This is a genomic window from Clostridiales bacterium FE2011, assembly GCA_017569305.1.
Lineage (GTDB): Bacteria > Bacillota > Clostridia > Christensenellales > Aristaeellaceae > Aristaeella.
Genome location: CP069418.1, coordinates 1,637,082 through 1,662,824 on the forward strand (window position 1 = coordinate 1,637,082; position 25,743 = coordinate 1,662,824).

A 25,743-nucleotide genomic window follows, 5' to 3' on the forward strand; every position below is an offset into this window, starting at 1 on the left:
TAATTCTGAATTCTTAATTCTGAATTCTGAATTTGCTTTTTACCTTTCAGGTAAGGTCAGTGAGTACATGGTTTCACCCGAAGCAAGCAGCATCCGGCCGTCATCCGTGATTCCGTAGAAAGCGGTGATTTTAACCCCTTCCGGCGCGGGAATCTGATATCCGAAGAACCGCTGGCTGGACATGTCCGCCCGGTAGATATAATCTTCGGAGATCGCGTAGATGTTGCCCTTGTGGATGCTTGCGCCCACGCAGGTGGTCGGCAGCGTGTACCGCTTGTCGTTCATGCCTTCCAGTACCCGCAGTTCAGAAATCAGCTGTGCGCTGGAGGTCTGGCTGGTCGGGGCCAGCAGCAGCTTGGCACGTCCGCGATCCGGAATGTCCGCGTCAATCAGCTTCCATCCGTATACCAGCATCGTGCTGTTTGTGTCCTGCGTGCCCTTGTAGTCGTAAGTGTACACCTGCTGGGTGGTAAACACCCGCAGCCGGGCATTCTCATAAATCACCTTATAGGTCAGGGATTCACCCAGGGAAACCTCCCGGTAATTCATCTTACCGACCTGGAAGGTGTTCATCACCGTATTCGGTGCGGTACCGAAAACGTCCAGCGCCAGCGTCCACAGGTATTCACCCTGTTCTCCGTAGAATCCGGCATCCAGGATCATCAGGCCGCTGTAGGCTTCCTGTTCCTGGTCCACCTGGGCGCCCTTCAGATCCTTCACGATCAGTTTCGGTTCTGTATCTTCCTCGCCTATAACCACCGCGGCAAACCGTTCGCCCACACGGGCGAGCTGAACCTTGGCTTCCATGCTCTCGTTATAGGTCGCGTTTCCGTTTTTATCCACCAGGAACAGCTGCGTACCGGACCAGATCGCCATATGCGTCGGTCCGACGGTAAACTTCACGTCGCTTCCCGCCGGAAAACTCCAGCGGATCGTTCCGGAGGAAGACAGGTGATGGATGGACACGCCGTCATAGTAGACGAGTCCGTCCCGGAAGGGCGTCACGTTCTGGTTTGCATAGCAGGGCAGTTTGGCCATACTGATCTCTTTGCCCTTACCGTACCGGCCCAGAAAATGAATTCCCAGCACCACAGCCAGCGCAACGCTCACCAGGATAATCCAGCTGCGAATCTGCCGCCGCCGGATCTCTTCCTGGCTTTCCCGGCTTTCCGCGGCGTTTCTGCCGCGTGTCCGGAACAGCTGGTCGTTAATGTTCTGGTTCCCTCTTGCCATTATCCTCGTTCCTCGTTAAATTCATAATTCACAATTCATAATTCATAATTCCGGATACTGACTCCGCTCTGCAAATCTGTCAGAACACCGTCAACCTGACATTAATCAGGCTTTATAATCACCGGAAATAATTCTGAATTCTGAATTCTTAATTCTGAATTCGTTTTGGGCAGTTCTCAACTGCGCTGATGACCGGATCCATCCAGTCTTCATTGAACAGCTCGATCACGCCGGTATCGCATTCCTTGGCCACCGCCGGATCAATGGGCAGCTGAGCCAGCAGCGGGATACCTTCTTCCAGCGCCACCTTCGCGGTCTGGCTTTCGCCGAAGGGGAAGATCTTCTTTCCGCAGTCCGGGCAGCCGATCCAGCTCATGTTTTCCACCAGGCCCAACACCGGAATGTTCATCATCTTCGCCATCTTGGCGGCCTTTTCCACGATCATGCCAACCAGTTCCTGGGGGCTGGTCACGATAATGATACCGTCCACCGGCAGGCTCTGGAACACGGTCAGCGGCACGTCACCGGTTCCCGGAGGCATATCCACAAACATGTAGTCCACATCGCCCCAGAGGACGTCGGTCCAGAACTGTTTTACCGTTCCCGCGATCAGCGCGCCGCGCCAGATCACCGGATCCGTATCGTTTTCCAGCAGCAGGTTCACGCTCATCAGCTTTACGCCCGTGCGGCTTTCCACCGGCAGGATCCCGTCTTCCGTACCCATCGCCTTTTCGCGGATACCGAAAATCTTCGGGATGGACGGGCCCGTGATATCAGCATCCAGCACCGCGGTGCTGTGGCCGTTGCGCTTTGTCAGCACAGCCAGCAGGCTGGTAACCAGGCTCTTGCCCACGCCGCCCTTGCCGCTTACCACGGCAATCACCTTTTTTACATTGCTGAACGCGTTCTGTGCTTCCAGCAGGCTTTCCGGCTTATTGCGGGATGCGCAATCCGCCCCGCAGCTGGAACAGTCGTGCGTGCATTCAGACATGACATTTCACCTCAGTCTTCGTTCTTCATAAAGGGATTCAACCGATATATTATGCATGATAAACCATCAATTGTCCATGACCCATCCGGTAAAAAACAGATCAGAACCATCCGGCTTATGATTCTTCCTCTTCCGTCTGTCCGCCTGTTTCTTCCTGGATCAGTTCGCCGTCCTGATAGAGGCTGTCCAGTTCTTCCAGGCTCATCACTTTCCCTGCTTCCACGATGGGAGCCGATCCGTCCACTTTCGTGGAAATCAACTGCAGCAGGATCCGGCCGTCCTTACCAAAGTGCGTTCGGGGATTACGGATCGTTTTCTGTTTTTCGCCCACCTTCATCATACGGATCAATCCGTCTTTTTCAGTATCTTTTCTGCTCACAGTATGTTCAAAATCCCATGCCCCGTTATAGCTGGGGATTGCATGGTACTCCAGCCGCATATTTTCCTCTATCCGGAAATGCATTGTTTGCACAACTTTTTGATCCTGCGGTTCAAGCGGATCAAAACAAACGGCCCTGAAGCGGTTTGTCGGTTTCCGGTCATCTATCATACGGAACAGGGGGGCATCGCTGTTCTCCGGCCAGCAGTAAACCGTACTGGCTCCGTGAATCGCCCGCAGCCGCAAAGTCAGTTCCCCGAGGCTGACCTTTCCGTCGCCATCCGGGTCAATCTGATCAAAATCACTGGACCGCAGTGCACAGTCCATGGCTGAAGTAAAGTATCCCGTTCCCCTGTATATATCCTCTGTTGTACTCCAGAACCAGCTGTCCTCCAGTGCGCCGCTGGAAGTCAGCACCCGGCATGATCCGTCATCAAACCAATTCACGCTGTTTCCGCCGCAGCCGATCACCGCGCCGGAATGGCAGGTGTCCAGGATCAGCGTCTTATCTCCAGGTATCTTATCCAGAACCTGCTTCAGCTTTTCCGGTTCAAGGAATTCCTCGCTCTCACCGTCCGAAAGCAGGAATTCCACCCGTTCCTCGCCCGACTCCTCCTTCAGCAAACCGTGGGTGCTCAGGTAAACCAGAGCCGTGTCCGCGTCGTTCGCGTCCCGAAAGGTGTCCGCCACCAGCCGTTCAAAACCCTCGACAGTCCCCGGTCCGTTTACATACCGTTGTATCCTGACTTCTCCCGGAAGGAAATCCTTCAGCAGCGCCCCCATCGTTTCCACGTTGTTGGCACTGGCAGGCTCCGTATCCGGCATTGATACAAACCGGTCGCACCCGATCAGCAGGCATCTGGTCACGCCGTCTCCTCCCGCGCTCTTCATCACTCCCAGCGGAAGCAGAAGCACGCAGAGGAAAAAGCAGAGTAATTTCTTCTTCATTCCTTCCACTCATGTACCGGATTGCCCGCCTGGACAATCCGGTACGTCAACAGTATTCTGAGATTAAATCATTCATGATTAATGATTGGTTCAGATCCCTGTTCAGCTTCTCAGTATCCGAACAGAACCTGCAGCGTGTTTTTCCCGCACTTGCCGTCCTGTGTCAGCCCGTTCGCGCCCTGGAACGCCTTCACTGCGGCAACCGTCGCGTCATCATACACGCCTGTCATTTCGTTCAGGTAGCCAAGATCAATCAGGCAGCCCTGCACTTCCTGCACCAGCAGTCCCGTGTCTCCGTACTGCACTGTTCCGTAATTCGGATTTGCAGCCGTCGCGGGGAGTGCGTCAGAAGAATACAGCACGCTCAGGGTCTTGCTGCCTGCCACGCCGTCCACCGGCGTGATATTGTTCTGGATCTGGAACGCCCGCACCGCGTCCGCGGTCGTCTGGCCGTATTTGCCGTCGATCGCTCCGTCATAATAGTCCAGCTCATACAGCGTATACTGCAGGTTCTTCACCGCGGAACTTTCTTCACCCTGCCGCATGGAGCCGTAGGTAATATTGGACTTGCTCCCGTACAGCACTCGCTGCGTGGCGGGACCGGCCTTGCCGTCCGCTTTCAGGTTGTTCCGCTGCTGGAAGGCGATCACAGCCGACTTGGTACCGTCGCCGTAATTGCCGTCCACACTGCCATCATAATATCCCAGGTCCTTCAGTCGCTTCTGGAGCGTTTTAACCTGATCTCCGGAGCTGCCGTCCTCCAGCGTGATATAGCCCGTGGAAGAAATACCGGAAGTGTCCCGTCCGGAAGTATTGCTGCCCACGCTGTCCAGGTTGATCTGGGTTCCGGAAGAGGCTTTTGCCGTACCACTGTACAGTTTGTTCAGCGTTGCGGTACCGGCCTTACCGTCCGCGGTCAGGTTGTTGTTTTTCTGGAATGCCTTTACGGCAGCTTCTGTCGCCACGCCAAATTTACCGTCCGCGCTGCCGCTGAGATAATTCAGATCTTTCAGCTTCTGCTGCAGCTGTTTCACTTCGCTGCCCTCACTACCCATCTCCAGCGTTTCCCGTTTGCTGGAAATCGGCGTTGAAGTTCGCGGAGCGTCGGAAGAATACAGTTTTTTCAGCGTATCCGGACCAGCTTTGCCGTCCACCCACAGCTTGGCCTTCTTCTGGAAGGCACTTACTGCTGCTTCTGTCGTTTCGTCATAATTACCCGTCACGGAGCCGCTCAGCCAGCCCAGCTCGATCAGCCGGCGCTGCATCGTCTCCACCTTTTTGCCCTTGGATCCCCGCTCCAGGTAGATATCCTTCGTCAGATCCGGGGTTGCCGTAGGTTTGGGCGTATTGGTCACTTTGGTTGTGGGCTTGGCCGTTGTCTTCCCGGTACCGGTGCCGGAACTGGCTTCCTTCGCGCTTACCGCGCTTGTTCCGTTCATCTTGGCCAGGGTCTTCTCGCCGACCTTGCCGTCCGCGGTCAGGCCGTTTGCCTTCTGGAACGCCTTCACGGCCTCTTCTGTTGCCGGACCGAAATCGCCGTCTGCAGATCCCTTATAATAGCCCAGTTCCTTCAGCCGTTTCTGCACCGCGCGCACCGCGTCGCTGCCGGTAAAGCCGCGCTGCAGGCTCTTCGGTGTAGGCGTAGGGGTCACCGGCGCCGGCGTGGGTGTCGGCGTAACCGGGATAGCGGTGAATGTTCCGTCCGTCGTGAGGATGCTTCCCTGCGTTGTGGAAGGATTCAGCACAACCACGTCAGGAATCGGCGTTACGCTTGCTGTCGGTTCCACTCCCCAGTTGCCCCATCCGTTATCAGTACCAGGTGTCTGCGTCGGCTGGGCAGTTCCCTGCCCGTTATTGATTCCAATGGTATTCTGCACGTCCACGGGGATCGTATCCGGCGTCACCTGGATCGTCGGCGACGGTTCGATTGTCTTGAAAAAAGGTGTGGAAGTCGTCCCCGACTGTCCGCCGTTATTTACTTCGTCCGGCGGCTGATAGCAGCCCGTCAGCAGCAGGCATAGCGCCAGCACAGCCGCCAGTCCGATAATCTTCAGATTTCTTTTCATCTTCCCTCTCGCCTCCTTATAGCTGATAGGGATTCGGTATATCATTCCTTTGTGGGAAATAATTCAATAAAAGTGTTATAGTGGTCTTCCGTGTACCATACGTGTCCGTCTGTCGAATAGATGATCCGGTACGCGTTTCGCTTTCCGCCCTTGTAAAAGCAGTCCGCTTCATAATACTTCCGGCCTTTCACAACCGGCAGTTTCTGTTCATAGTTTCCGAAATAGTCTCCGCCGATGCTCTTACCCGGCGCTATGTCGCTTACATAGTTATACATGCTGTCCCAGCCGAGAGCCTGGGCCTGTTTTTTCGTGATAAAGTTGTCCGGCAGCTCTCCGTGCTCAAAGATGTAGTCCGCAATCCGTTGTGCCTCATCCATCGGGCCGGGAGTCGCGGTGGGTTCCGGCACGGCCGTGGGTGTTTCCACGGCAGCCGTCACCTGCGGCGCCGCAGTATTCTTTTTCTTCTTCGCCGTTTCCAGCGCATTCGCCGTGCAGCTGCTCAGCAGCAGCATTGCTGTTAATAACAGAACGAATAGCCGGACAATTCTGTTTCGTCTGCTCATAACTGAACCTCTCCGATCCGCTTCATAAATTTATTTATGATAGCGTTCGTTTGCGTTGATCTTCTCCGCACGATAGAGTTGCTCCAGAAGCATGACTCTGGCGAGCCGGTGCGGAAAAGTCATCGGACTCATGGACATTTCCTCGTCTGCCCGGGCCAGCACATTTTTGCCCAGTCCCAGGCTGCCGCCGATCACAAACACCAGGCTGCTCACACCGCCGGTTTTCAGTTCCGCCAGGTGTTTCGCCAGTTCCTCAGATGAACGCAGTTTTCCCCCGATTGTCAGCGCAATCACCCGGTCTCCCGGCCGGATTTTTGCCAGAAGGGCTTCCCCTTCCTTTGTCTTCAGCTGCTCCTCCAGCGCCGCGGAAGAACCGGAGGCGGGTTCCGGCAGATCCGGAACCTCGCATTCCTCGTACTTCCCGTACCGGCTCAGACGCTTCAGGTATTCATCCGCCATCAGCCGGTACGGCTTGTCCTTCATCTTCCCGACGCAGAGAATCTGCGTGCTCACAGCCGCTCCACCCGGGGCAGGCTGTCTCGTTCAACCAGGGTCCAGGCCATGTTCACACTGCGTTCCCGCTCACCGTCGATCATCCGCAGCAGCTTTTCCGCCGCCAGGGAACCGAAGGCTTCCTTCGGATGGCCGAGCGTGGTCAGCTTCGGTGTGGCCATTTCAGCATAGGCCGTGTTGTCAAATCCGATGAAGCCCATCTCATCCGGCAGCTTCATGCCTTCCTGGGTCAGGCGGTTCATCAGGCTGACGGCAAACACGTCGTTGTAGCAGGTCATGCAGTCCATTTCGTGGTTCTTCAGCCGCTCAATGAACCTGGTGCCTTCCGGATTGATCTGCCAGGACATGCGTTCGTTGGTGCCGAACAGCAGCAGGTGCTCATCGGGAATGATGACGCCTTCGCTCTGCATTTCATCCAGGAAGCCTCTCAGCCGTTCCTTGCCCTGGATATCGTCCACCTTGAACATTCCGCCCGGCTTCCGGTATCCGCGGCTCAGCACTTCACGCGCCGCGGTACGTCCTCCGCCGTAGTCGTCCATCACCACGTGGGGCACATTCGTCATGCCGGGATAATAAGCGTTCATGAACAGAACCGGGATGTTCCGTTCCGCCAGGCGGCGGTACAGATCCTCGTTCTCCGTCTCCCGGGCAGTCTGCACGCCTTCCACGATCAGGCCGTCCACCTGGCCGTCCAGCATGCGCTCCAGGATGCTCCGTTCCGTCTTGCTGTCGTTGTAGGTGGCGCTCAGGTTCATCACCACGCCGTTCTCGCTCAGCACGGATTCAATACCCGACACGATGGACGGGAAAATATAGTCAGTAATATAGGACGTGATTACGCCTACATGAACAGTACCCTGCATCCTCCTGCGGGGTCCGTGGCGCACGTAAGTACCGCTGCCACGGCGCCGGTCCACCAGACCGTCCTCCTCCAGCAGTGCAATTGCCTGACGAATGGTCTGGCGAGACACATTAAAACGGAAACGCAGCTCCTCCTCTGTCATCAGAGTCTGTCCGTCACGAAAAACGCCTTCCGCGATCTCTCTGCGCAGAACGTCCGCAACCTGCAGATATTTGGGCTGATCCGCCACTATGAACACATCCTTTCCCCATTATGTTGTTCCTATAATACCAGACAAATCTGTAAAATTCAATACATCTTCGTAAAAAGGTACGGACATTTTTGGACTCATCCCCTGAAAGCATGTAACTATCTCCCACACAAACACAAAAAACCCGTTCCGGATCACTCCGGAACGGGTCCTTTCACCCGCTTGCGGGTGACATTTTTAAGTCTTAAGTTTTAAGTCTTAAGTTTTAAGTTTTAAGTATTCACTAATTTATGAATTCATTATGCATCATGCATAATGAATTCATAAATCCCAATCCCCGCCGCAATTCCCAGGTTCAGCGAGTCCACTTTCTCGTTGCTTTCAATCCGTACCGCCTGGCCATACGCCGCAAATTCTTTCGGCAGGCCTTTTCCTTCGTTTCCGAAGATCAGGGTCCATTTCTCCGGCCGGGTTTTCACCGCTTCCTGCAGCGGCACAGACGCGTCCAGCATAAATGGGAACAGTGCCCTGTCCGGGAATGCTTCCCGGTACTCCTCAAACCGGTCGTACACCTTCACCCGGAGCTGGAACAGACTGCCCATGCTCGCCCGGACTGTTTTCGGATCAAACAGATCCACACAGGGGCGGATCAGCGCCACGTCTTCAATCCCAAGTCCCAGTGCCGTCCGCAGGATCGTCCCCACGTTTCCGCTGTCTCCCGGGTTATGCAGCACCACATGGGGCTTTTCCGGATCCGGTGCGTCCTCAAACTTTTCAAACACGGCTGCCGCGTAGCAGTTTTCCTTCCCGCTGATCCGGGCCAGTACGCGGTCGGCTTCCTCCACCCGTACTCCGGCTTTATCCGCCAGTGCACGCAGCCTGTCCGTTCCTTCCCGTCCCGCGGCGGAAGAATGGATCAGTACCCGCCGTGTTTTCTCCGGCCGGTGCATCAGGCATTCCATGCTGGGAAAGATTCCCGGTGCGTAGCTGTAATCCAGTGCGCTCTTATACGCAGATAATGATGGCATTATGTCTGCTCCTCTCCGGTCTTATGCAGATGTTTTACGTCTTCCACCGAGATCCAGGTGCTGCAGCTGTTCTGATCAAACATAAACTCCACCTTTGCCCGCTCTTTCCGGTAATCAATCTCGGTCACCTGACCCTGGCAGCCGCTGAACAGCGGGTCTTCCAGGGTCACCTCATCCCCGAGGCGGCAAATTTTCATCGAGCTGACCACCCCGTCTTTTTCCAGCAGCCGCATCGCAAAGTCAAGGTCCGGGCCTTGCAGCTCGTATCCGTCATCCTGTTTGCCGACCCGGCGCACGATACCGTTGATCCCGGAAAATTTCTTATAGTCTGTCAGACGCTCCTCGCTGTAGATAAACACATATCCCGGCAGCAGGTCAAAACAGCGTTCAATGTTTTCACCCTGCTTCCGCTGTTTCCGGATAATCTGGGGAGAGAATGCCCGGCTTGCTCCCTGTACTTCCATCAGCTGCGCAATCACCTTGCATCGCTGCGTCACGCAGAACAGACAGTACGCAAACAACAGACCCGCTCCCCTCGTCGTATTCATTCAGAATGATGTATTAGTTTATGATTTCATCCAGCCGCTTTTCGATTCTCTCCGCGCACTTCTTCGTGCTCAGCGCTTCCCGGATGTAGGCCTGTCCGACCCGGGTGATCTCCTCCCGGTATGCCGGTTCATCCTTCAATCGCCGCAGGTAATCTGCCGCTTCGTGCACATCCGCGTCCGCCCAGGTCAATCCTTCCGGCGCATCCTGGTAAGCATCTCCCACGGGAATCTGTCGGCAGCTGACGTTACAGGCTGCGCCGTCCGGCATAAACTCCGCGTTTGCGGACCAACCCGTCGCCACCGCAGCTGTACCCAGGTTCATGGCTTCCGCCATTACCAGCCCGAAGCCCTCACTCCGATGCAGGCTGAGGAACACGTCACACAGGCGGATCAGGCTGTTCAGCTGTTTTCTTTCCAGCCGTTCCGTCATCAGGATGTAGCTTCCCGGCACCAGCTTCTTCTCAACAAAATCAATATCTTCCGGTTTCGGATTGCTGATCTTGATCACCAGCTTCACGTTCCCCGGATTGTCTCCGTAAGCTTCCCGGAAGGCATCGATCGCAGCTCCCGGATTCTTCCGGCTGGCATAGCTGTTACTGTCATACATCGTCAGCACCAGGAAATCCTCTTCACTCAGGCCGAAATCCGCCCTCGTCAATGTTTCGTCATAGGGCGTTTCCATGCCGTAGGGAATGACGGTTACCGGCTTATCCGTTGCTTTCCGCATCGCTCCCGCAATGAATTCCGACGGAGTCCAGACTTCATCCACATAGTCAATCATCGGAATCCACCGGTCCGGAATCTGCTCCAGTTCCCACAGCCATACGCCAATATTATAGTGTCCGTTGAAATGATCCCGCGGGAACATGCCGCAGGCTTCCTGCCACTGATCCGGATTGATATGGATCACGTTCACCGCGTATTTGTTTTCTGTTGTCAGCCTGTCATCAAACGTCGTATCGTTCTGCGGCAGCCAGTCCAGGAAATCAGTGTTCAGCAAGGTATGCGGAACATTGCTTTCCTCCAGCGCCCGGGCATACATCTTCACACCCTGCGCCAGTCCGTTTTCCGCTTTGAAGAATCCATACAGGTTGATTCCCTTCGGATACTTTCCTGCAATATACGGCATCGGAACGTCCGTATGCGTCTCCAGCGCGTCAATCACTTTATTGGAAAACAGATGACGGATCCTGGCCGGAACCAGCTTCTTGATCCACAGATCCGAAATCAGCCAGTACCGGATCCGTGTTTTCGCCCGGTTCATCAGCGTCTTAATATCCATTCAACAGTCCTCAATTCACAATGAATGATTAATTGTTCATTGGCTCTTACCGGTTGCCGTACATTTTCTCATAGTAGTTCTGGTATTCCCCGTTCACGATCTCTTCCCACCATTCACGGTTGTCCAGATACCACTTGATTGTCTTCTTGATACCGTCGGCAAACTTCGTCTCCGGCAGCCAGCCCAGCTCGTTATGGATCTTCGTGGGATCGATGGCATAGCGCATATCGTGGCCCTTCCGGTCCTTCACGTAGGTGATCAGGCTTTCCGGCTTGCCCAGTTCCTTGCAGATCAGCTTCACAATATCGATGTTCGCCATCTCGTTGTGTCCGCCGATGTTGTACACTTCGCCCACCCGGCCTTTATGGATAATCAGGTCGATGGCCTTGCAGTGATCCTCCACATACAGCCAGTCGCGTACATTCTTTCCCTCGCCGTATACCGGCAGGGACTTATCATTCAGCGCGTTAGCGATCATCAGGGGAATCAGTTTCTCCGGGAAGTGATAGGGACCGTAGTTATTGCTGCACCGGCTGATCGTGCAGGGCAGCCCGTATGTCCGGTAGTAGGCCATCACCAGCAGGTCAGCACCGGCCTTGGAGCTGGAATAGGGGCTGCTGGTATGGATCGGCGTCTCTTCTGTGAACAGCAGGTCCGGCCGGTCCAGCGGCAGGTCGCCGTAGACTTCGTCCGTGCTCACCTGATGGTACCGGGTAATGCCGTATTTCCGGCAGGCATTCATCAGCGTTGCCGTACCCATGATATTCGTCCGCAGGAAGACGTCCGGATCTTCAATGCTGCGGTCCACATGGCTTTCCGCCGCGAAGTTCACCACGATGTCCGGATGTTCTTCCTCAAACAGCTGCTGCACTGCTTCCCGGTCACAGATGTCCGCCTTCACAAACCGGAACTGCGGATTGTCCATCACGCCTTTCAGCGTGGACAGGTTGCCCGCGTAGGTCAGCTTGTCCAGGCAGATAATCCGGTAATCCGGATACTTGTTCAGCATGTGAAAAACGAAATTGCTTCCGATGAATCCGGCGCCGCCGGTTACGATAATCGTCATGGGTTCAAACCTCCCCGTACACAAAATTGCAGTCACTGTCATCCAGCAGCGGAGATGTCGTGTCCTTCCGGCTCAGCAGGTCTGTTCTCACTTTGCCCCAGTCCACCCCGATAGTCGGGTCATTATACCGGATGCCCCGGTCGCATTCCGCACTGTACAGATTGTCTACCTTGTAGCAGAACTCCACATTGTCCGTCAGCGCCTTGAAGCCGTGGCCAAAGCCCCGGGGAATCATCAGCATCCGGCGGTTTTCCTCACTCAGCTCCACCGCGATCCACTGCTTGTAGGTCGGGCTTCCTTTCCGGAGATCCACCGCCACATCCATCACCGCGCCACGGTTCACCCGTACCAGCTTGGCCTGTGCCATCGGGGCGTTCTGGAAGTGAAGGCCCCGCAGGATTCCTTTCTGGGAGGAAAAGCTCTGGTTGTCCTGCACAAAGTCGTAGTGCAGTCCCAGCTCCTCAAAGTTCCGGGTGCTCCACACCTCCATAAAGTATCCCCGTGCGTCTCCACGCACCTCCGGCTCAATGATGTATACTCCCGGCAGTTCTGTTTCAATCTTTTTCATCAATAAGCTCCAATTACTGTCAGATTTCAGAATATATAATTCTTAATTCTTCATTTTCATTCTTCATTGTACGTCAGTACATAACTTTCCCTTCAGCCACCGCCCGCAGGTGTGCGCCGTAAGGACTCTTTCCGTACTTTTCCGCACTCTCCAGCATCTTTGCCTTATCAATCCATCCGTTGATATACGCAATCTCTTCCGGTGCGGAAATCACAATGCTCTGCCGCTTCTGGATCATCTGCACAAAGTCCGCCGCTTCCAGCAGGCTGTCCATGGTTCCGGTATCCAGCCAGGCGAAGCCCCGGCCCAGCCGCTGGGCATCCAGCCTGCCTTCCTGCAGGTACATATCATTCAGCGTGGTGATTTCCAGCTCGCCCCGGGCGCTGGGTTTCACCTCATGCGCCTTGGCGGAGACTCCCTTGGGATAGAAATACAAGCCTGTGATGCTGTAGTTGCTCTTCGGATTCTTCGGCTTTTCCTCCACAGAAAGCACCTTGCCGTTTTCATCAAACTCCACAATGCCGAACCGTTCCGGATCGTGAACATAATAACCGAAAATAGTCGCCCGTCCGGCCTCCGCATCCTCAACGGCTGCCTTCAGTACCTTCCTGAATCCGTTGCCGTAGAAAATGTTGTCTCCCAACACCATCGCGCAGGCATCGTCGCCAATAAATTCCTCACCCAGCAGGAACGCCTGGGCCAGGCCGTCCGGAGAGGGCTGCACCGTATACTGCAGCCGGATACCGAAAGGATTGCCGTCTCCCAGCAGGTGTTCAAAGCGCGGCGTATCCTCCGGGGTGGAGATGATCAGGATATCCCGGATCCCCGCCAGCATCAGCGTGCTCAACGGATAATAGATCATCGGCTTGTCATACACCGGAAGCAGCTGTTTGGATGTGACCATCGTCAGCGGATACAGTCTTGTTCCCGCTCCGCCCGCCAGGATAATTCCCTTCATGCCTTTTCCCTCCTTTTGCTTTCGGTATTATAGGCTGTAGGCAATTTTGCCCATAGGTATCTTTCTGCTATAGATACCTATAATCATATCTTTATTCCAGCCGTATTGATATCTACCTAAATTCTGAATTCTGAATTATGAATTCTGAATTATATATAATTTTACCGCTTTCCGCCTTCTTTTTCAACGATAAAAGGCCGACAGCCTGTTGGCTGCCGGCCTCGTATTCCGTTTCAGGAATCAATTACTTTTTCTTTTTCTTGGTAGTAGCCTTGGGATCCGGAAGCTTCAGGCCATAGGATTCAACCAGGGCCTTGAACTCAGCGGAACCGGTGAAGCCTTCGAAGACAAATTCACGGGTCTTCTTCTGGTTCAGAGCGCTCATCCAGTTCAGCATACCGGCGGCATCCTCGTCACGGCCGAACATGGTCCGATACAGGCGATGCACATATTCGGTATCGCTCAGCTTCTTGTCCACAAATTCCTTGGAGAAGAAGAAGCCTCTCGCAACATCCACAACGTTGATCCGGTTGGTCAGCACCTGCTGGCACCAGTTCTCCAGGCCGTTCACGTCATATGCACGGCCGAGGCATTCGGTGTACATACGGCTTACATAAGCAGTCAGGCCCCAGTTCTTATCCCGAGCCTTGCTCAGGGTGATGGTTCCGGGAGTCATGCTGTAGTCGCTGCACAGCTTGATGAATTCCTGAGAACCAGTGAAACCATAGATAATAGAATCATATGTCACGCCGGTCTTCAGCATCTTCATCCAGTCATTGAAGCCGTTGGTATCCGCTTCGCGGCCCAGCATAGCCTGGTACAGGATCTTAACAACCTGTTCATCACTATACTTCTTATTGATGAATTCCTGACTGCCGATGAAGGCCTGAACGATTGCGCTGCCGCCCTTCTTGCCGGAAGCAATCTGGCTGCACCAGTCGAGCATACCGGCTTCATCGGGAGCACGGCCCAGGATCTTGTCATAGCAGCGGGTCACGAAATCCTTGATCTTGGTATTGCAGAAAACAATGTTCTTGTGGGTCTTGGCGTATTCTTCAGCCGCGGAACCAATCGGCGCCATCAGGTAACCGGAGGTGCCCAGCGCATCCGTTCCGAGATACACCTTATCCTTGCCCTGGCATTTCTCCCAGAGGATCCAGCCGGAAGCGGGACGTCCGGAGAATGCGTTGTTACCAATCTGGACCAGGCTCTGGGGCAGACGGATCATCTTGGCGGAAGCGCAGCCATTGAAAGCCTCACGGCCGATTTCCACAACACCTTCGGGGATCTTGATCTCCGTCAGGCCGCTGCAGCCGCTGAAGCAGTAGTTGTTGATTTCAGTCAGGGTGGTGGGCAGTTCCAGCTTGGTGGCGCCGGAGCAGCCTTCAAACGCCCGGTTGCCCATGGTCTTCACGGAGCTGGGGATGATGATCTCCTTCAGCGCGGTGCAGCCGGCAAAGGCGCCCTGGCCGATGGTCTCCAGCGTGGTGGGCAGGTCAGCATAGGTCAGCTTGGTGCAGCCCTTGAAGGCGTTGTCGCCCAGGGTCTTCAGTTTGGTACCGGTAGGTACACCGGTCAGAGCGGTACAGCCGCTGAAAGCGTCATGACCGATGGTCTCCAGGTTTTCCGGCCAGGAAACGCTCTGCAGGCTGGTGCAGCCTTCGAAGCACTCGGCGGAAATCTCAGTAATGCTGTTGTGCATACTGACGCTCAGCAGGCTGGTGCAGTTACGGAATGCACCGTCATCCAGCGCGATGTTGTTCGGCAGGGTAACGCTCAGGATGGTTGTATTGTTGGCGAACACAGCTTCGCTCAGCCGCTTCACGGGATTGCCGTCCTTGTCCTGCAGCGGCAGGGTGATAGCGGTGGAGGTGCCGTTGTACTGGATGATCGTACCATCGGCACGGATCACGTAGTCAGACACAGCAGCGGTGCTCAGTTCTTCTTCAGCGGGAACTTCTTCAACGGGAGCGGCTTCTTCAGCAGGAGCGGCTTCCTCAGCGGGAGCAGCCTCCTCGGCAGGGGCAGCTTCCTCAGCGGCAGGAGCAGCTTCCTCAACAGGAGCGGCTTCCTCAGCGGGAGCAGCTACTTCTTCGGCGGGAGCGGCTTCTTCTTCAGCGGGAGCGGCCTCTTTCTCAGCAGGAGCAGCTTCTTCTTCAGCGGGAGCAGCTTCTTCTTCAGCAGGAGCGGCTTCCTCAGCGGGAGCAGCTTCTTCCTCGGCAGGAGCGGCTTCTTCTTCAGCGGGAGCGGCTTCTTCCTCAGCGGGAGCGGCTTCTTCTTCAGCAGGAGCGGCTTCTTCCTCAGCGGGAGCAGCTTCTTCCTCAGCGGGAGCAGCTTCTTCTTCAGCAGGAGCAGCTTCTTCCTCAGCGGGAGCAGCTTCTTCAGCCGGAGCGGCTTCCTCAGCGGGAGCGGTTTCCACAAAGGCAACGGCCTTCAGCTCGGTTTCCTGCAGATCGGCGTCGCCGGCGTCCTTCAGGGCTTCAGCCTTCACCCAGGCAGTCTTAACCGTCTTGGCTCCGTTTTCCTTCACGGCATAACGGATGCTGGCGGCCTTTTCTTCCACAGCGGTCAGGATTACCAGCGCATCGCCGTCCAGGACGCCGATCTCGTTGGTCAGTTCCTTGTCCGCATACAGCACGGTACCATTGGCGAGCTTCCTCGTCATGGACTCTTTCTTGGCTTCTTCAACAGGAGCAGCTTCCTCAGCGGGAGCGGCTTCTTCAGCAGGAGCGGCTTCCTCAGCGGGAGCAGCTTCTTCGGCAGGGGCAGCTTCTTCAGCGGGAGCGGCCTCTTCGGCAGGAGCGGCTTCCTCAGCGGGAGCGGCCTCTTCAGCAGGGGCAGCTTCCTCGGCAGGGGCAGCTTCCTCAGCAGGAGCAGCTTCTTCCACAGGAGCGGCTTCTGTAACGACTTCTTCAGCCGCGGGAACCACTTCGGCTTCCTCGGCAACGGCAGGCACGATGCTGCTCACCAGCAGGCACAGCGCCAGGAACAAAGCCAGTTTCTTCATGTCATTCTTTCCTTTCCCTAATCCATGTTAATTCTCGGATGGACTCCGGATTGCCATTGTGTTTCTCTCACAAAAGCCCATCGGGTCGGAATTATAGTTATTATACCTTTAAAAAATTACGTTTTCAAGAGTGATTTTTCATTGTTTCTTCATAGGTTTGACGCATTTTCGACTAATTGTGTCTGATTTCCGTCATTTGATGTATTCCATACTACATCTAGTGATGTAAAAAAATGTTTACAACCGTCACTCCTTCCCGAAACCGCCGATCAGCGCGTGATACTTCTCCGTAATGACGTCCCAGCTGTAGTTTTCCTTCACATACCGTATTCCGCTTTCCCGCATGGTCCGGTATGCCTCCGGATGCTCTTCCATCCAGCGGACGCACCCGGCGAACTCCTGGTAGAAGTCAAAATACAGTCCCGCGCCGCTCCGGATACAATGACCCTTCAGAACCTCGCACTTTCCGGACACCAGCACCGGCCTGCCCATCAGCATGCTTTCCAGCACCACCATGCTCAGGCTCTCAAAGTGACTGAACAGCAGCAGCGCGAATGCTTCCTTCATCACCGCGAACTTCATTTCCTCGCTCACAAAGCCCAGGGGAATGATGTCCGGATCCTCGGGAATCTTCATCACCGGCTTGCCCATCAGCACAAGCTTCAGGTCGCTTCCCTGCTCCTTTTTCAGTCGCAGGAAATAGTCAAACATTTCACCGCAGCCCTTGCTCTCGTCAATCCGTCCGGCATAGACCAGATACCGTTTTCCGCGGATTTCCTCCGGAATTTCCGGAAGGGCCTCCGCCGGCTTGTCAATTCCGGCGCCGATCAGCACCTGCGGTTTGTCCTTTACAAAGGGGAATCTTTTGAAGGCGAAAGCCTGCTCTTCCGGCGTCAGCCAAAGCAATGCCTTTGCCGCTTCAAACACCTTGTCATACGCCCGCAGATAAACCGGCGGTTCATCATGCAGGGTGGGGATCAGCACGGCGTTATCAAAGCCCAGGGGAAGTCCTGTCGCGCTGAGGTAGTACAGGTAGGTCATAAAGAACACGACGCGGTATTGCTTATGCTCTTCCTTCAGTGCCCGCAGCACTTCCGTGCTCACAGGCCCCTGCTCCTCAATCCACTGGATCTCCTCCCGGTCCGTATGGTTCGGACCGGACAGAACCTTCGCGCAGATCCTGTCAAAGCTGGCCTGGGACCGTTCCCGGTCAACCGGGTAGCGCTTCACCCGTACGCCGTGGATCATTTCTTCACCGGCCGGATAATGGTTCTTCCAGGTGGTGTAATCCAGCGCGCACGTGGTGTATACCGTCACGTCATAGTACTTTGCCAGCAGTTCCGCTGTCTGCATACAGTACAGCTCCGATCCGCCATTCACCTCAAGCCCGTACCGCTGACAGACGAATGCGACTTTTACCATATCCATTACGCTCCCAATCTTTCAAACAGTTCCAGGTACTTTTTCACAATCACGTCCCACCGGAAATTCTCCAGCACAAACTGCCGTCCGTTCCGGCCCATTTCCGCAGCCGTTTCAGGATGCTGCGTCAGATACAGTATCGTTCCTTCAAACTCTGCGTAGTTGTCAAAGTACAGTCCCGCTCCGGCGCGCTGTACAAAGTCCTTTGTCACCGCGCACCTGCCGTTCACCAGCGCCGGTTTCTCCGCCAGCCAGCTTTCCATCAGCACCAGGGAAAAGCTCTCCATCTCGCTCGGGTTGCAGAACAGTTCCGCCGCGCTGTACGCGTCATACTTGTCCTGAATATCCACAAAGCCCAGGTCAATGATGTTCTTTTTATCGGGGATATCAATCTGTCCCCCGCCGATCAGTACCAGCTTCAGCTTGTCCTGGTTTCTTCTTTTATACTCCGCGAAGTACCGGACCAGCATATCCACCCGCTTTCCGGCTTCCTTCCGCCCGGCATACAGGATAAAAGGATCCGCGATGCCGAATTTCTGCCGGAAGCGCTCCCCGTCGCCCGTCTGGTCGGTATTCATTCCGATTCCGAAGGTCGTAAAGGTTTCTCCCCTGACCCCGAACAGTTTCTCCGCCAGCAGGCGCTCCGGTTCCGCGTTGAAAACCATGCCCGCCACCTGGGAAAACGGATCCTGGAAAATGCGCATCTTCGCGTAGCTCTCATCATGAAGGCAGGGGATCAGTACGCTCTTTCCGGGCCGGACCTGGCATCCGTAGAATGTGGTGCCGAACATGTAGGGGATAAACACATACAGGCCGTATTCCGCCTCATGCTCCAGCATATAATCGTACAGTTCCGGGCTGTTGATCATCTCCCGGCAGAAAATTTCCTCTTCTCCCGGGGTCACAGCCTGTCCTGTCATCAGTTTATTGTTGATAAAGCCGAAGGCTGCTTCATCCCGCCTGCGTACCGGGAAGCGCCGCACCGGAATGCCGGCCTCTTCCGTCAGGCCGGGTTTATGAAAATTGACGCTCCAGTCGCTGGCGAACTTTTCCACGCAGGTGGTCAGCACTTCCAGTTCCACACCCGCGTCCTGCAGGTGGTGGACCACCCCCCGCAGCTCCGCTTCGGCACCTCCGCCAATGGTTTCACCGTACCAGGGTATCACAAATCCGATCTTCTTCATTGTTCCCCTCCGGCCAGTTTCAGGATGCATTCCTTCATTTTCGCGCTGACCTGCTCATAGCGGAATTGTGCCAGCCGGGCCTTCCGTTCCGCCGCGATGGTCCCCCGCAGATCCTTGTCCCGGATCATCCGGTCAATCGCCGCGGCAGCCACCTGCGGGTCCTTGCTGTCCAGCAGCAGCCCGCCCTTCCCCAGGGTTTCCGGGATGGCGGATGAGGAGTAGGCTACGATCGGCAGGTCAAAATACATGGCTTCCACCAGCGGCACACAGAAACCTTCGTGCTCGCTCATGCACACAAACGCGTCCGCCAGGTGATAATAGGCCAGGATCGCTGCAAAGCTGATGTGTCCGGGAAAAATCACCCGGCCTGCCAGGCCCAGCGCCCGGATATAGTTCTCCAGCTGGTACCGGTAGTTTTCCATTCCCGTGTCATTTCCGACCAGGAACAGACGGCTTTTCGGGTTATAGTCCCTGTGATAATAATAGAAAGCGCGGATTACGTCCTCCTGCTTCTTGTTCGGCGCAATCCGCCCCACAAACAGCAGGTTCGTCCATCCGTCTCCCCGGTATTTACTCAGCACTTTTCCGTCCGGTTCCTTATCATAATCCTCAAACGGGATCATGATCGGGCATACGTCGATCGGGCATTGATAGCCCATCTGCCGCAGTTCAAACCGGTTATAATCCGAATCCGCCACACAGTAGCTGAACTGATCCGCCAGACGCCGGATCTGCCGGCGGCCCGTTTCCGTCAGTTCCTCCGCCGCCCGGGAGTATCCCCGGAAAAAGGTGGATGGCGTGATATTGTGGTAAATCATCATCTTCCTGCCGCCGAAGGTGGGAACCATCCGGTTCAGCGGATCCCCCGTGGAGGCATGAAAAATCAGCAGATCATCATCGTGAAGATCCTTCATTTTCTTCCAGTGGGCCGCGACGCCTTCCGGCAGGCGCGGATCCACGTTGGAGGCATATAGTGCTGTCTTGTATCCCATACCCGAAAGCATCCGGTCGATCGCCGCGGCGTCATTGCTTACCGCGTCCCCGAACGCCATCGTCGGGAGCAGCTGAACGATCTTCATTCCGCTTTCTTCTCCAGTTCCGCAATCCGTTTTTCCTGCGCCTCAATCACTTCAACCGCTTTTTCCAGGGCGGTCTTCATCGCGAGGTTCGTTTCTGTCATTCGCACAGACATGGGTGCGGTGGCACAGTTCACAGCTTTTACCATAATCTTTTTATACAGACGCTTCAGGGGATTCCGGCTCGGATCCTGATAGCTTACCGGGATCACATAGTCATCCGTCAGGAGCTTGACCTGCTCCTTCAGCTGATCGCCGGCCCGGCCGTTTTCCTTGGAAATCTTCGCAAACTCCGGCAGATCCGCCGCAGGCGCCCGTTTCAGCGCCTCCGCCCGGATTTCTTCCATGATCTTTTCAATATCCAGTTTGCCCTCTGTCCTTACCGCCGCTTCTTCCTTTGCCACGGTATCCGTCATGACGTTTCCCTCTTCCTCCGCCTGCTCCGCGGTTTCCTCAGCCTCCCCGGGCCGGGACCAGGCCATAAACACTTTTTCGCCTGTTCCGTTCATCAAACGAACCTCACCCAGCTCGCCTTCCCGCACGGGCAAAAGAATCTTCATTTTTCCTTCCGAAGCGGTGAAAACAATCTCTGTTTCCCCTGCAGGGCCGGTCACGCGGATCTTATTCTCTCCGTATTTTTCTTTCCGGTACTCCAGATTCCATTCCGCCTGATCGGTTATCAGGCAGGCTGAATCCTTGTGCATCCAGTGTCCGGGTTTTTCACAGATCCCGGGAATCCTCTCTCCCCATCCGTCTGCGAACAGCATTCCGCCGCTGTGCTCATAAGCGCGCTGCACCGCCGGATTATCAGCCGACATCGGTTTGTCTTCCAGCTGGCTGATCTGCCGGGCGGGCACTCCACCCCAGATCGTGTTTGCCGGCACACTGGTTCCCGGCGTCACCACAGCGCCTGCCGCAATCACCGCGTTATCGCCGATGGTGCATGGGCCCAGCACGGTACATCCGCTGGCCAGCCACACGCCTTTGCCGATCACGATATCGCAGCCCTCGGTTGTCTCGGTATCCCGCCGCATAAACCCTGTCAGCTGCGGGTCATGGCTTCCCGCCAGCAGGCTCACGCCGGATCCGGCAAAAGTGGATTCGCCGATTTTGATCCGTCCGGAGTTGGTATTAAAAAAGCAGGTGAAAACCGCCGCAGTCTCGTCGATTTCCAACCGCTCCGGATCACCCCATACTGTAGGAGAAATGCTCAGTCCCCGGTTCAGCCGGGAAAGCAGCTCCCGGTCCTCGCACAGCCGGTCAAAAAAATGCGGTTCGGATTCATTGATCCGTTTTTCCGCGTCATCCACACGCAGCCTGATATCATCCGTCTGATCCTGGAGGCTGTCCAGCCGTTCATCCGCGTGATCGAAACGCTCATCCGCAAGCTGTGACACTTCCGCAATCCGCTCCGCCAGTGCGTCAAAGCGATCCGGCGCGTGAACAAAAGCCCCGATGATTTTTTTGATCTTTCCCATTGTCATCTCTCCCTGTCGTTAATGAATGTCCCACTGGTGAGAAAGGGCGATCTCTCCCGGCGTCTGCACTTTGTCCGCAATCCGGATTGTGCAGATGTCCCGCCAGAAGTCATAGTTGAATCCATCCGGCCGATGGATGGCCAGGTCGATGGAATAGCTTCCGTTTGAGGCCGGCAGCCCGTCAATCCGCAGGTCGATCGTTCCCGATGTCTTCAGCGTCACGGGCGAAGAGGTATCAATCAGCGTGTTGGTGCCGTAAACCAGCATTCCATCGCTCCGGTAGACAGCCAGGCCGATGACCGCGTCCCCCAGCGGCTTTTTCGCCGTATAGTCAATATGAATGGTAAAGGGATCCCAGGGAGAGAAGTCCGTCTTCTCCGTTCCGTCCGCACCAAGTACCTTCACGCCGGTCATCCGGGCTTCCCCGCTGCCCCAGCGTTTCAGGTTGCCTTCGTTGTCCGTTTCCGTGTCTTCCTTGTTTTCCCGTTCGTCTTCCTTTTTCTCTTCCTGCTGGGTCTTCCGGCTCATCCACTCCATGTAGCGGGGATGGACGTCCCGGGGTTTCCCTTCCATTTTCACCAGCCCGTCCGCAACCCAGATGCTCCGGTCACAGATCAGCTCCAGCTGGGACATGGCGTGGCTCACGATCACGATGGTGGTTCCCCGGCCCTTGATCTCCTGCAGCTTCCGGAAGCACTTGGCCTGGAAGGCCGCGTCGCCCACCGCCAGGATTTCGTCAATCAGCAGGATATCCGCGTCCACGTTGATAGCCACGGCAAAAGCCAGCCGCATATACATACCGCTGGAATAGGTCCTCACCGGATCGTCGATAAACGCTTCCAGTTCGCTGAAGGCGATGATGTCCTCCAGCCGCTCGTCAATTTCCTTCCGGCTCAGGCCGAAAATCGACGCGTTGGTATAGATATTTTCCCGTCCGCTCAGGTCCGGGTGAAAACCGGCACCCAGCTCAATCAGGCTGGAAACCCGGCCCTTCATTTCAATGGTTCCTTCATCCGGATACAGGATCTTCGTCAGCATCTTCAGCGTGGTGCTCTTGCCGCAGCCGTTCTGGCCGATCAGGCCGATGGCTTCGCCGCGCTTCACTTCAAACGAAACCCCGTTCAGCACCCAGTGCTCTTCGTACTTCCGCCGTCCGGCAAACAGGATCCGGTCCTTCAGCGTGTTTCCCCGGTCCCGGTACACCCGGAACATCTTTTTCACGTTTCTGACGCTGATGACAACCTCATCGGTATTTTCCTGCAAAGCAGTCTCTGCTCCGGTGGCTTTTAATGCTGAATTACTCATCACATCACCTCCGAGAACCGCCGCTTCAGTCTGCCGAATACCAGGAAACCGATCCAGAGCAGCACAATGCTGATCCCCAGCATAATCGCAAGCTTTGTCAATTCAGGCACTTTCCCGGCATAAAGGATATCCCTGTATGCCGTCACAATGATATTCATCGGATTCAGCTGATAAAGCGAATACCACCTGCTTTTTGCAACGATGCTTGCGTCATACATAATCGGCGTCATGAACATCCACGCCATCGCCACAACCCCCAGGATATGCTCCATGTCCCGGAAGTATACGTCAACCGCGCTGATGATCATCGTAACCCCCAGCGCAAAGATATATTCCACCAGCATAACCAGCGGCAGGCACAACCATGCCAGAATATTGAACGGCACGCCGGAAATAATGCTCACTGCAATAACGATGATCTCGCACAAAAGCATATTCACAAAGGAGCTGGTCACATAAGCAACCGGCACCACTTCCCGTGGGAAATAGATCTTGTTTACCAGGCTCTGCTGCGCCACCACGCTGCTGGCGCCTCCTGTCAGGCAGGCGGAAAAGAAGTTCCACGGAATCAGGGCCACAAACACATACAGATAGAATTTATCCATGTCTCCTCGCATAATGATTTTGAACATCAGCGAATAGACTGCCAGCTGGCACAGCGGCACAATAAACGTCCACAGAAATCCCAGCACGCTTGCCTGATACCGTCCCCGCAGGTCCTTGTGCACCAGCGACTGGATCATGCTCCGGTAAGCCCAGATCTCCTTCAGTGTTTCTATCATTCGTATGGTCCTTTCAGCTTCCGGTACCTTCCACCGTTTCATTATGCATTTCGAGTATTATCGGATGTCACAACGTCCGATAATACTCAATTGTCTCTTTCACGATCTCTTCTATCGTGTGTTCCGGCTCCCACCCGGTGTCCCGCGTCAGCCTGGAATGATCACAGCAGATCACCGGCGTATCGCTGGGCCGCATCCTCGCCGGATCCTGTTTTACCGGCACCGGGCATTTCGCCATACCGATCAGCATATCCAGCACTTCCTGCGCGCTGTAGGTTTTCCCGGAACCCACGTTATAAATCTCGCCGGGTTTTCCTTTTTCAGCAATCAGCCGGTAAGCCCGCACCACATCCATCACATGGGTGAAATCCCGTTTGGAAGTCAGGTTACCGACGCTGACCGCGTCCGCTTCCCCGCGTTCCACCTTCACAATTCCGGAAGCAAAATCCGGGATCATAAATCCGGGCTTCTGGCCGGCACCGCCGTGGTTGAAGCTCCGCGTCATGCAGATCCGCATACCGTAAGCCTTTGCGTAGGCCTTACCCATCTGTTCCTGGGCGATTTTGGAGATTGCATACGGCGTTCCGGGCTGCATCTCTGTATCCTCGGACACAGAGCTTCCCTTCTCCCGCAGGTTCCCGTATTCATCACTGGAACCCACCAGCACCATGGCGCAGTCCGGGCAGTACTTCCGCGCTGCTTCCATCAGGTTTACTGCCGCAATGATGTTGATCTCCATGGTCTTCGCCGGAATCTTCCAGCTCAGGCCCACGTTGGCCTGGCCAGCCAGATGGAAAATCACTTCCGGCTGCTGTTCCTTCAGCAGCGTCTCCACCGCTTCCGGCTCCAGCAGGTTCACTGCCACAGTCTTTTCCCCGGGTACCAGGTCCAGACCTGTCACGTCATACCCGTTGGCAGTCAGTTCCGCCCGCAGGTATTTCCCGACAAACCCTTCACTGCCGGTAATCAACGCTTTCTTCATCATACGCGAACCACTCGATTTTTCATTCTTCACCGTTCTTATCCGCACAGTAAGGAGCAGTCCCGCACGCTCCCCTTGTCATTTCGACCGACCGCAGGGAGCAGAGAAATCTCCTTCGGAATCATTTACCATAAATAATTATTATGCCCCTGTCGTTCAGAGACATGATAATTCTGAATTCTTAATTCTGAATTCTGAATTTAATTTATCCCTGCTTCCTGTTTGGCCAGCTTGAGATCATGTTCCGCCATAATCGCGCACAGCTCTTCATAGCTCGTCTTCTGCGGATTCCAGCCCAGCTTCGTCCGGGCCTTGGTGGGATCGCCCCACAGGTTGACCACGTCCGTCGGCCGGTACCACTTTTCATTCACGCACACGACCATCTTGCCGGTCTTCTTGTCATAGCCCTTTTCGTTGATGCCTTCGCCCTTCCACTCAATTTCAATACCGTCGTGGGCAAAAGCCAGGGTAGTAAACTCACGCACAGTGTGCTGTACGCCGGTCGCGATGACGTAGTCATCCGGCTCGTCCTGCTGCAGGATCAGCCACATGCACTCCACATAGTCCTTCGCATAACCCCAGTCACGCAGGCTGTCCAGGTTGCCCAGTTCCAGATGGTCCTGCAGGCCGCAGGCAATCCGGCCGGCCGCCCGGGTAATCTTCCGGGTCACGAAAGTCTCGCCGCGGCGCTCACTCTCATGGTTGAACAGGATACCGTTGCAGGCGAAGATGCCGTAAGCGTCCCGGTACTGCCGGATCATCCAGAAACCGTACTGCTTTGCCACAGCGTAGGGAGAATAAGGATGGAAGGGCGTATTCTCGTTCTGGGGCACCTCTTCCACCTTGCCGTACAGTTCGGAAGTGGAGGCCTGGTACACCCGGCAGGTTTTGTCCAGTCCGGAGTTGTGCACCGCTTCCAGGATCCGCAGCACACCCAGAGCGTCCACGTCTCCGGTGTATTCAGCTGCCTCAAAGGAAACCTGTACATGGCTCTGTGCCGCCAGGTTGTAGATTTCGTCCGGCTTCACGCTTCCGACGATCCGGCTGATGCTGGAAGAGTCGGACAGGTCGCCCTCATGGATCACCAGCTTGTCCAGGATATGATCAATCCGGGAAGTCGTCGGCACGGAACTTCTCCGGATAATGCCGTGCACTTCATATCCTTTTTCCAGCAGCAGCTCCGCCAGATAGCTTCCGTCCTGTCCCGTGATACCAGTAATCAATGCCTTTTTCATTATTCATATGCTCCTTTGCTTCAGTTTTGTTAATGTTTTCTTTGTCAAGTAGTGAAAAACCAATAATTCTTAATTCT

The 25,743-nt window shown here is 55.3% G+C and carries 22 protein-coding genes; all 22 read right to left on the reverse strand.

Annotated features, from left to right (window positions below; translation table 11 throughout):
• Nucleotides 1-39 precede the first annotated feature (39 nt).
• Nucleotides 40-1,233, reverse strand: coding sequence for a hypothetical protein (locus JRC49_07585; GenBank protein ID QTE72646.1), 1,194 nt, complete (start codon nucleotides 1,231-1,233; stop codon nucleotides 40-42).
• 148 nt (nucleotides 1,234-1,381) lie between these two features.
• A complete protein-coding gene (locus JRC49_07590) occupies nucleotides 1,382-2,224 on the reverse strand; it encodes an Mrp/NBP35 family ATP-binding protein (GenBank protein QTE72647.1) in 843 nt (280 codons plus the stop codon).
• Nucleotides 2,225-2,339: 115 nt separating this feature from the next.
• Nucleotides 2,340-3,551 carry a caspase family protein gene (locus tag JRC49_07595; GenBank protein QTE72648.1) on the reverse strand — a complete coding sequence of 404 codons (1,212 nt, stop codon included), beginning with the start codon at nucleotides 3,549-3,551 and terminating at the stop codon, nucleotides 2,340-2,342.
• 110 nt (nucleotides 3,552-3,661) lie between these two features.
• Nucleotides 3,662-5,617: a peptidoglycan-binding protein gene (locus JRC49_07600; protein QTE72649.1), complete on the reverse strand. Its 1,956-nt coding sequence runs from the start codon at nucleotides 5,615-5,617 to the stop codon at nucleotides 3,662-3,664.
• Nucleotides 5,618-5,658: 41 nt separating this feature from the next.
• On the reverse strand, nucleotides 5,659-6,129 hold the full coding sequence (locus JRC49_07605) for a ribonuclease (protein QTE72650.1): 471 nt from the start codon (nucleotides 6,127-6,129) through the stop codon (nucleotides 5,659-5,661).
• Nucleotides 6,130-6,210: 81 nt separating this feature from the next.
• Nucleotides 6,211-6,693 carry a 23S rRNA (pseudouridine(1915)-N(3))-methyltransferase RlmH gene (rlmH, locus tag JRC49_07610; protein QTE72651.1) on the reverse strand — a complete coding sequence of 161 codons (483 nt, stop codon included), beginning with the start codon at nucleotides 6,691-6,693 and terminating at the stop codon, nucleotides 6,211-6,213.
• Nucleotides 6,690-7,784, reverse strand: a complete 1,095-nt coding sequence (locus JRC49_07615) for a GntR family transcriptional regulator (GenBank protein ID QTE72652.1) — start codon at nucleotides 7,782-7,784, stop codon at nucleotides 6,690-6,692. Before JRC49_07615 ends, rlmH begins: the two co-directional genes overlap by 4 nt.
• A gap of 260 nt (nucleotides 7,785-8,044) precedes the next feature.
• Nucleotides 8,045-8,773 (reverse strand): TrmH family RNA methyltransferase, encoded by a 729-nt coding sequence (locus tag JRC49_07620; protein QTE72653.1) that lies wholly within the window; start codon nucleotides 8,771-8,773, stop codon nucleotides 8,045-8,047.
• Nucleotides 8,773-9,321 (reverse strand): hypothetical protein, encoded by a 549-nt coding sequence (locus tag JRC49_07625; GenBank protein QTE72654.1) that lies wholly within the window; start codon nucleotides 9,319-9,321, stop codon nucleotides 8,773-8,775. Before JRC49_07625 ends, JRC49_07620 begins: the two co-directional genes overlap by 1 nt.
• 13 nt (nucleotides 9,322-9,334) lie before the next feature.
• Entirely contained in the window at nucleotides 9,335-10,603 is a 1,269-nt protein-coding gene (locus JRC49_07630; GenBank protein ID QTE72655.1) for a glycosyltransferase family 4 protein, read from the reverse strand.
• 46 nt (nucleotides 10,604-10,649) lie between these two features.
• On the reverse strand, nucleotides 10,650-11,669 hold the full coding sequence (rfbB, locus tag JRC49_07635) for a dTDP-glucose 4,6-dehydratase (protein QTE72656.1): 1,020 nt from the start codon (nucleotides 11,667-11,669) through the stop codon (nucleotides 10,650-10,652).
• Nucleotides 11,670-11,673: 4 nt separating this feature from the next.
• Nucleotides 11,674-12,237, reverse strand: a complete 564-nt coding sequence (gene rfbC, locus JRC49_07640; protein QTE72657.1) for a dTDP-4-dehydrorhamnose 3,5-epimerase — start codon at nucleotides 12,235-12,237, stop codon at nucleotides 11,674-11,676.
• A gap of 73 nt (nucleotides 12,238-12,310) precedes the next feature.
• A complete protein-coding gene (rfbA, locus tag JRC49_07645; GenBank protein QTE72658.1) occupies nucleotides 12,311-13,195 on the reverse strand; it encodes a glucose-1-phosphate thymidylyltransferase RfbA in 885 nt (294 codons plus the stop codon).
• 244 nt (nucleotides 13,196-13,439) lie between these two features.
• Nucleotides 13,440-16,202, reverse strand: a complete 2,763-nt coding sequence (locus JRC49_07650) for a leucine-rich repeat protein (GenBank protein ID QTE72659.1) — start codon at nucleotides 16,200-16,202, stop codon at nucleotides 13,440-13,442.
• Between the two features lie 246 nt (nucleotides 16,203-16,448).
• Complete coding sequence (locus tag JRC49_07655; GenBank protein QTE72660.1) at nucleotides 16,449-17,624, reverse strand: glycosyltransferase family 4 protein; 1,176 nt, start codon at nucleotides 17,622-17,624, stop codon at nucleotides 16,449-16,451.
• A 5-nt stretch (nucleotides 17,625-17,629) separates the two neighbouring features.
• Nucleotides 17,630-18,808, reverse strand: a complete 1,179-nt coding sequence (locus tag JRC49_07660) for a glycosyltransferase family 4 protein (GenBank protein ID QTE72661.1) — start codon at nucleotides 18,806-18,808, stop codon at nucleotides 17,630-17,632.
• The gene (locus JRC49_07665) at nucleotides 18,805-19,887 is read right to left on the reverse strand and encodes a glycosyltransferase (protein ID QTE72662.1); all 1,083 of its coding nucleotides are present in this window, start codon (nucleotides 19,885-19,887) and stop codon (nucleotides 18,805-18,807) included. The genes JRC49_07660 and JRC49_07665 overlap by 4 nt, the downstream gene beginning before the upstream one ends.
• Nucleotides 19,884-20,918 (reverse strand): acyltransferase, encoded by a 1,035-nt coding sequence (locus JRC49_07670; protein QTE72837.1) that lies wholly within the window; start codon nucleotides 20,916-20,918, stop codon nucleotides 19,884-19,886. Before JRC49_07670 ends, JRC49_07665 begins: the two co-directional genes overlap by 4 nt.
• A 462-nt stretch (nucleotides 20,919-21,380) precedes the next feature.
• Nucleotides 21,381-22,667 carry an ABC transporter ATP-binding protein gene (locus JRC49_07675; GenBank protein QTE72663.1) on the reverse strand — a complete coding sequence of 429 codons (1,287 nt, stop codon included), beginning with the start codon at nucleotides 22,665-22,667 and terminating at the stop codon, nucleotides 21,381-21,383.
• Nucleotides 22,667-23,446: an ABC transporter permease gene (locus JRC49_07680; protein QTE72838.1), complete on the reverse strand. Its 780-nt coding sequence runs from the start codon at nucleotides 23,444-23,446 to the stop codon at nucleotides 22,667-22,669. The genes JRC49_07675 and JRC49_07680 overlap by 1 nt, the downstream gene beginning before the upstream one ends.
• 70 nt (nucleotides 23,447-23,516) lie before the next feature.
• Nucleotides 23,517-24,434, reverse strand: a complete 918-nt coding sequence (locus JRC49_07685) for a GDP-mannose 4,6-dehydratase (protein QTE72664.1) — start codon at nucleotides 24,432-24,434, stop codon at nucleotides 23,517-23,519.
• A 197-nt stretch (nucleotides 24,435-24,631) separates the two neighbouring features.
• Entirely contained in the window at nucleotides 24,632-25,666 is a 1,035-nt protein-coding gene (gene gmd / locus JRC49_07690) for a GDP-mannose 4,6-dehydratase (protein ID QTE72665.1), read from the reverse strand.
• Nucleotides 25,667-25,743 lie beyond the last annotated feature (77 nt).

Bases quoted from the DNA above. Each gene is read 5' to 3' on its own strand.
- JRC49_07585 (QTE72646.1), bottom strand. From the start codon at position 1,233: ATGGCAAGAGGGAACCAGAACATTAACGACCAGCTGTTCCGGACACGC.
- JRC49_07590 (QTE72647.1), bottom strand. From the start codon at position 2,224: ATGTCTGAATGCACGCACGACTGTTCCAGCTGCGGGGCGGATTGCGCA.
- JRC49_07595 (QTE72648.1), bottom strand. From the start codon at position 3,551: ATGAAGAAGAAATTACTCTGCTTTTTCCTCTGCGTGCTTCTGCTTCCG.
- JRC49_07600 (QTE72649.1), bottom strand. From the start codon at position 5,617: ATGAAAAGAAATCTGAAGATTATCGGACTGGCGGCTGTGCTGGCGCTA.
- JRC49_07605 (QTE72650.1), bottom strand. From the start codon at position 6,129: ATGCTGCTGCTGAGCAGCTGCACGGCGAATGCGCTGGAAACGGCGAAG.
- JRC49_07620 (QTE72653.1), bottom strand. From the start codon at position 8,773: ATGCCATCATTATCTGCGTATAAGAGCGCACTGGATTACAGCTACGCA.
- JRC49_07625 (QTE72654.1), bottom strand. From the start codon at position 9,321: ATGAATACGACGAGGGGAGCGGGTCTGTTGTTTGCGTACTGTCTGTTC.
- JRC49_07630 (QTE72655.1), bottom strand. From the start codon at position 10,603: ATGGATATTAAGACGCTGATGAACCGGGCGAAAACACGGATCCGGTAC.
- rfbB (QTE72656.1), bottom strand. From the start codon at position 11,669: ATGACGATTATCGTAACCGGCGGCGCCGGATTCATCGGAAGCAATTTC.
- rfbC (QTE72657.1), bottom strand. From the start codon at position 12,237: ATGAAAAAGATTGAAACAGAACTGCCGGGAGTATACATCATTGAGCCG.
- rfbA (QTE72658.1), bottom strand. From the start codon at position 13,195: ATGAAGGGAATTATCCTGGCGGGCGGAGCGGGAACAAGACTGTATCCG.
- JRC49_07650 (QTE72659.1), bottom strand. From the start codon at position 16,202: ATGAAGAAACTGGCTTTGTTCCTGGCGCTGTGCCTGCTGGTGAGCAGC.
- JRC49_07655 (QTE72660.1), bottom strand. From the start codon at position 17,624: ATGGTAAAAGTCGCATTCGTCTGTCAGCGGTACGGGCTTGAGGTGAAT.
- JRC49_07660 (QTE72661.1), bottom strand. From the start codon at position 18,808: ATGAAGAAGATCGGATTTGTGATACCCTGGTACGGTGAAACCATTGGC.
- JRC49_07665 (QTE72662.1), bottom strand. From the start codon at position 19,887: ATGAAGATCGTTCAGCTGCTCCCGACGATGGCGTTCGGGGACGCGGTA.
- JRC49_07670 (QTE72837.1), bottom strand. From the start codon at position 20,918: ATGCGGCGGGATACCGAGACAACCGAGGGCTGCGATATCGTGATCGGC.
- JRC49_07675 (QTE72663.1), bottom strand. From the start codon at position 22,667: ATGAGTAATTCAGCATTAAAAGCCACCGGAGCAGAGACTGCTTTGCAG.
- JRC49_07685 (QTE72664.1), bottom strand. From the start codon at position 24,434: ATGATGAAGAAAGCGTTGATTACCGGCAGTGAAGGGTTTGTCGGGAAA.
- gmd (QTE72665.1), bottom strand. From the start codon at position 25,666: ATGAAAAAGGCATTGATTACTGGTATCACGGGACAGGACGGAAGCTAT.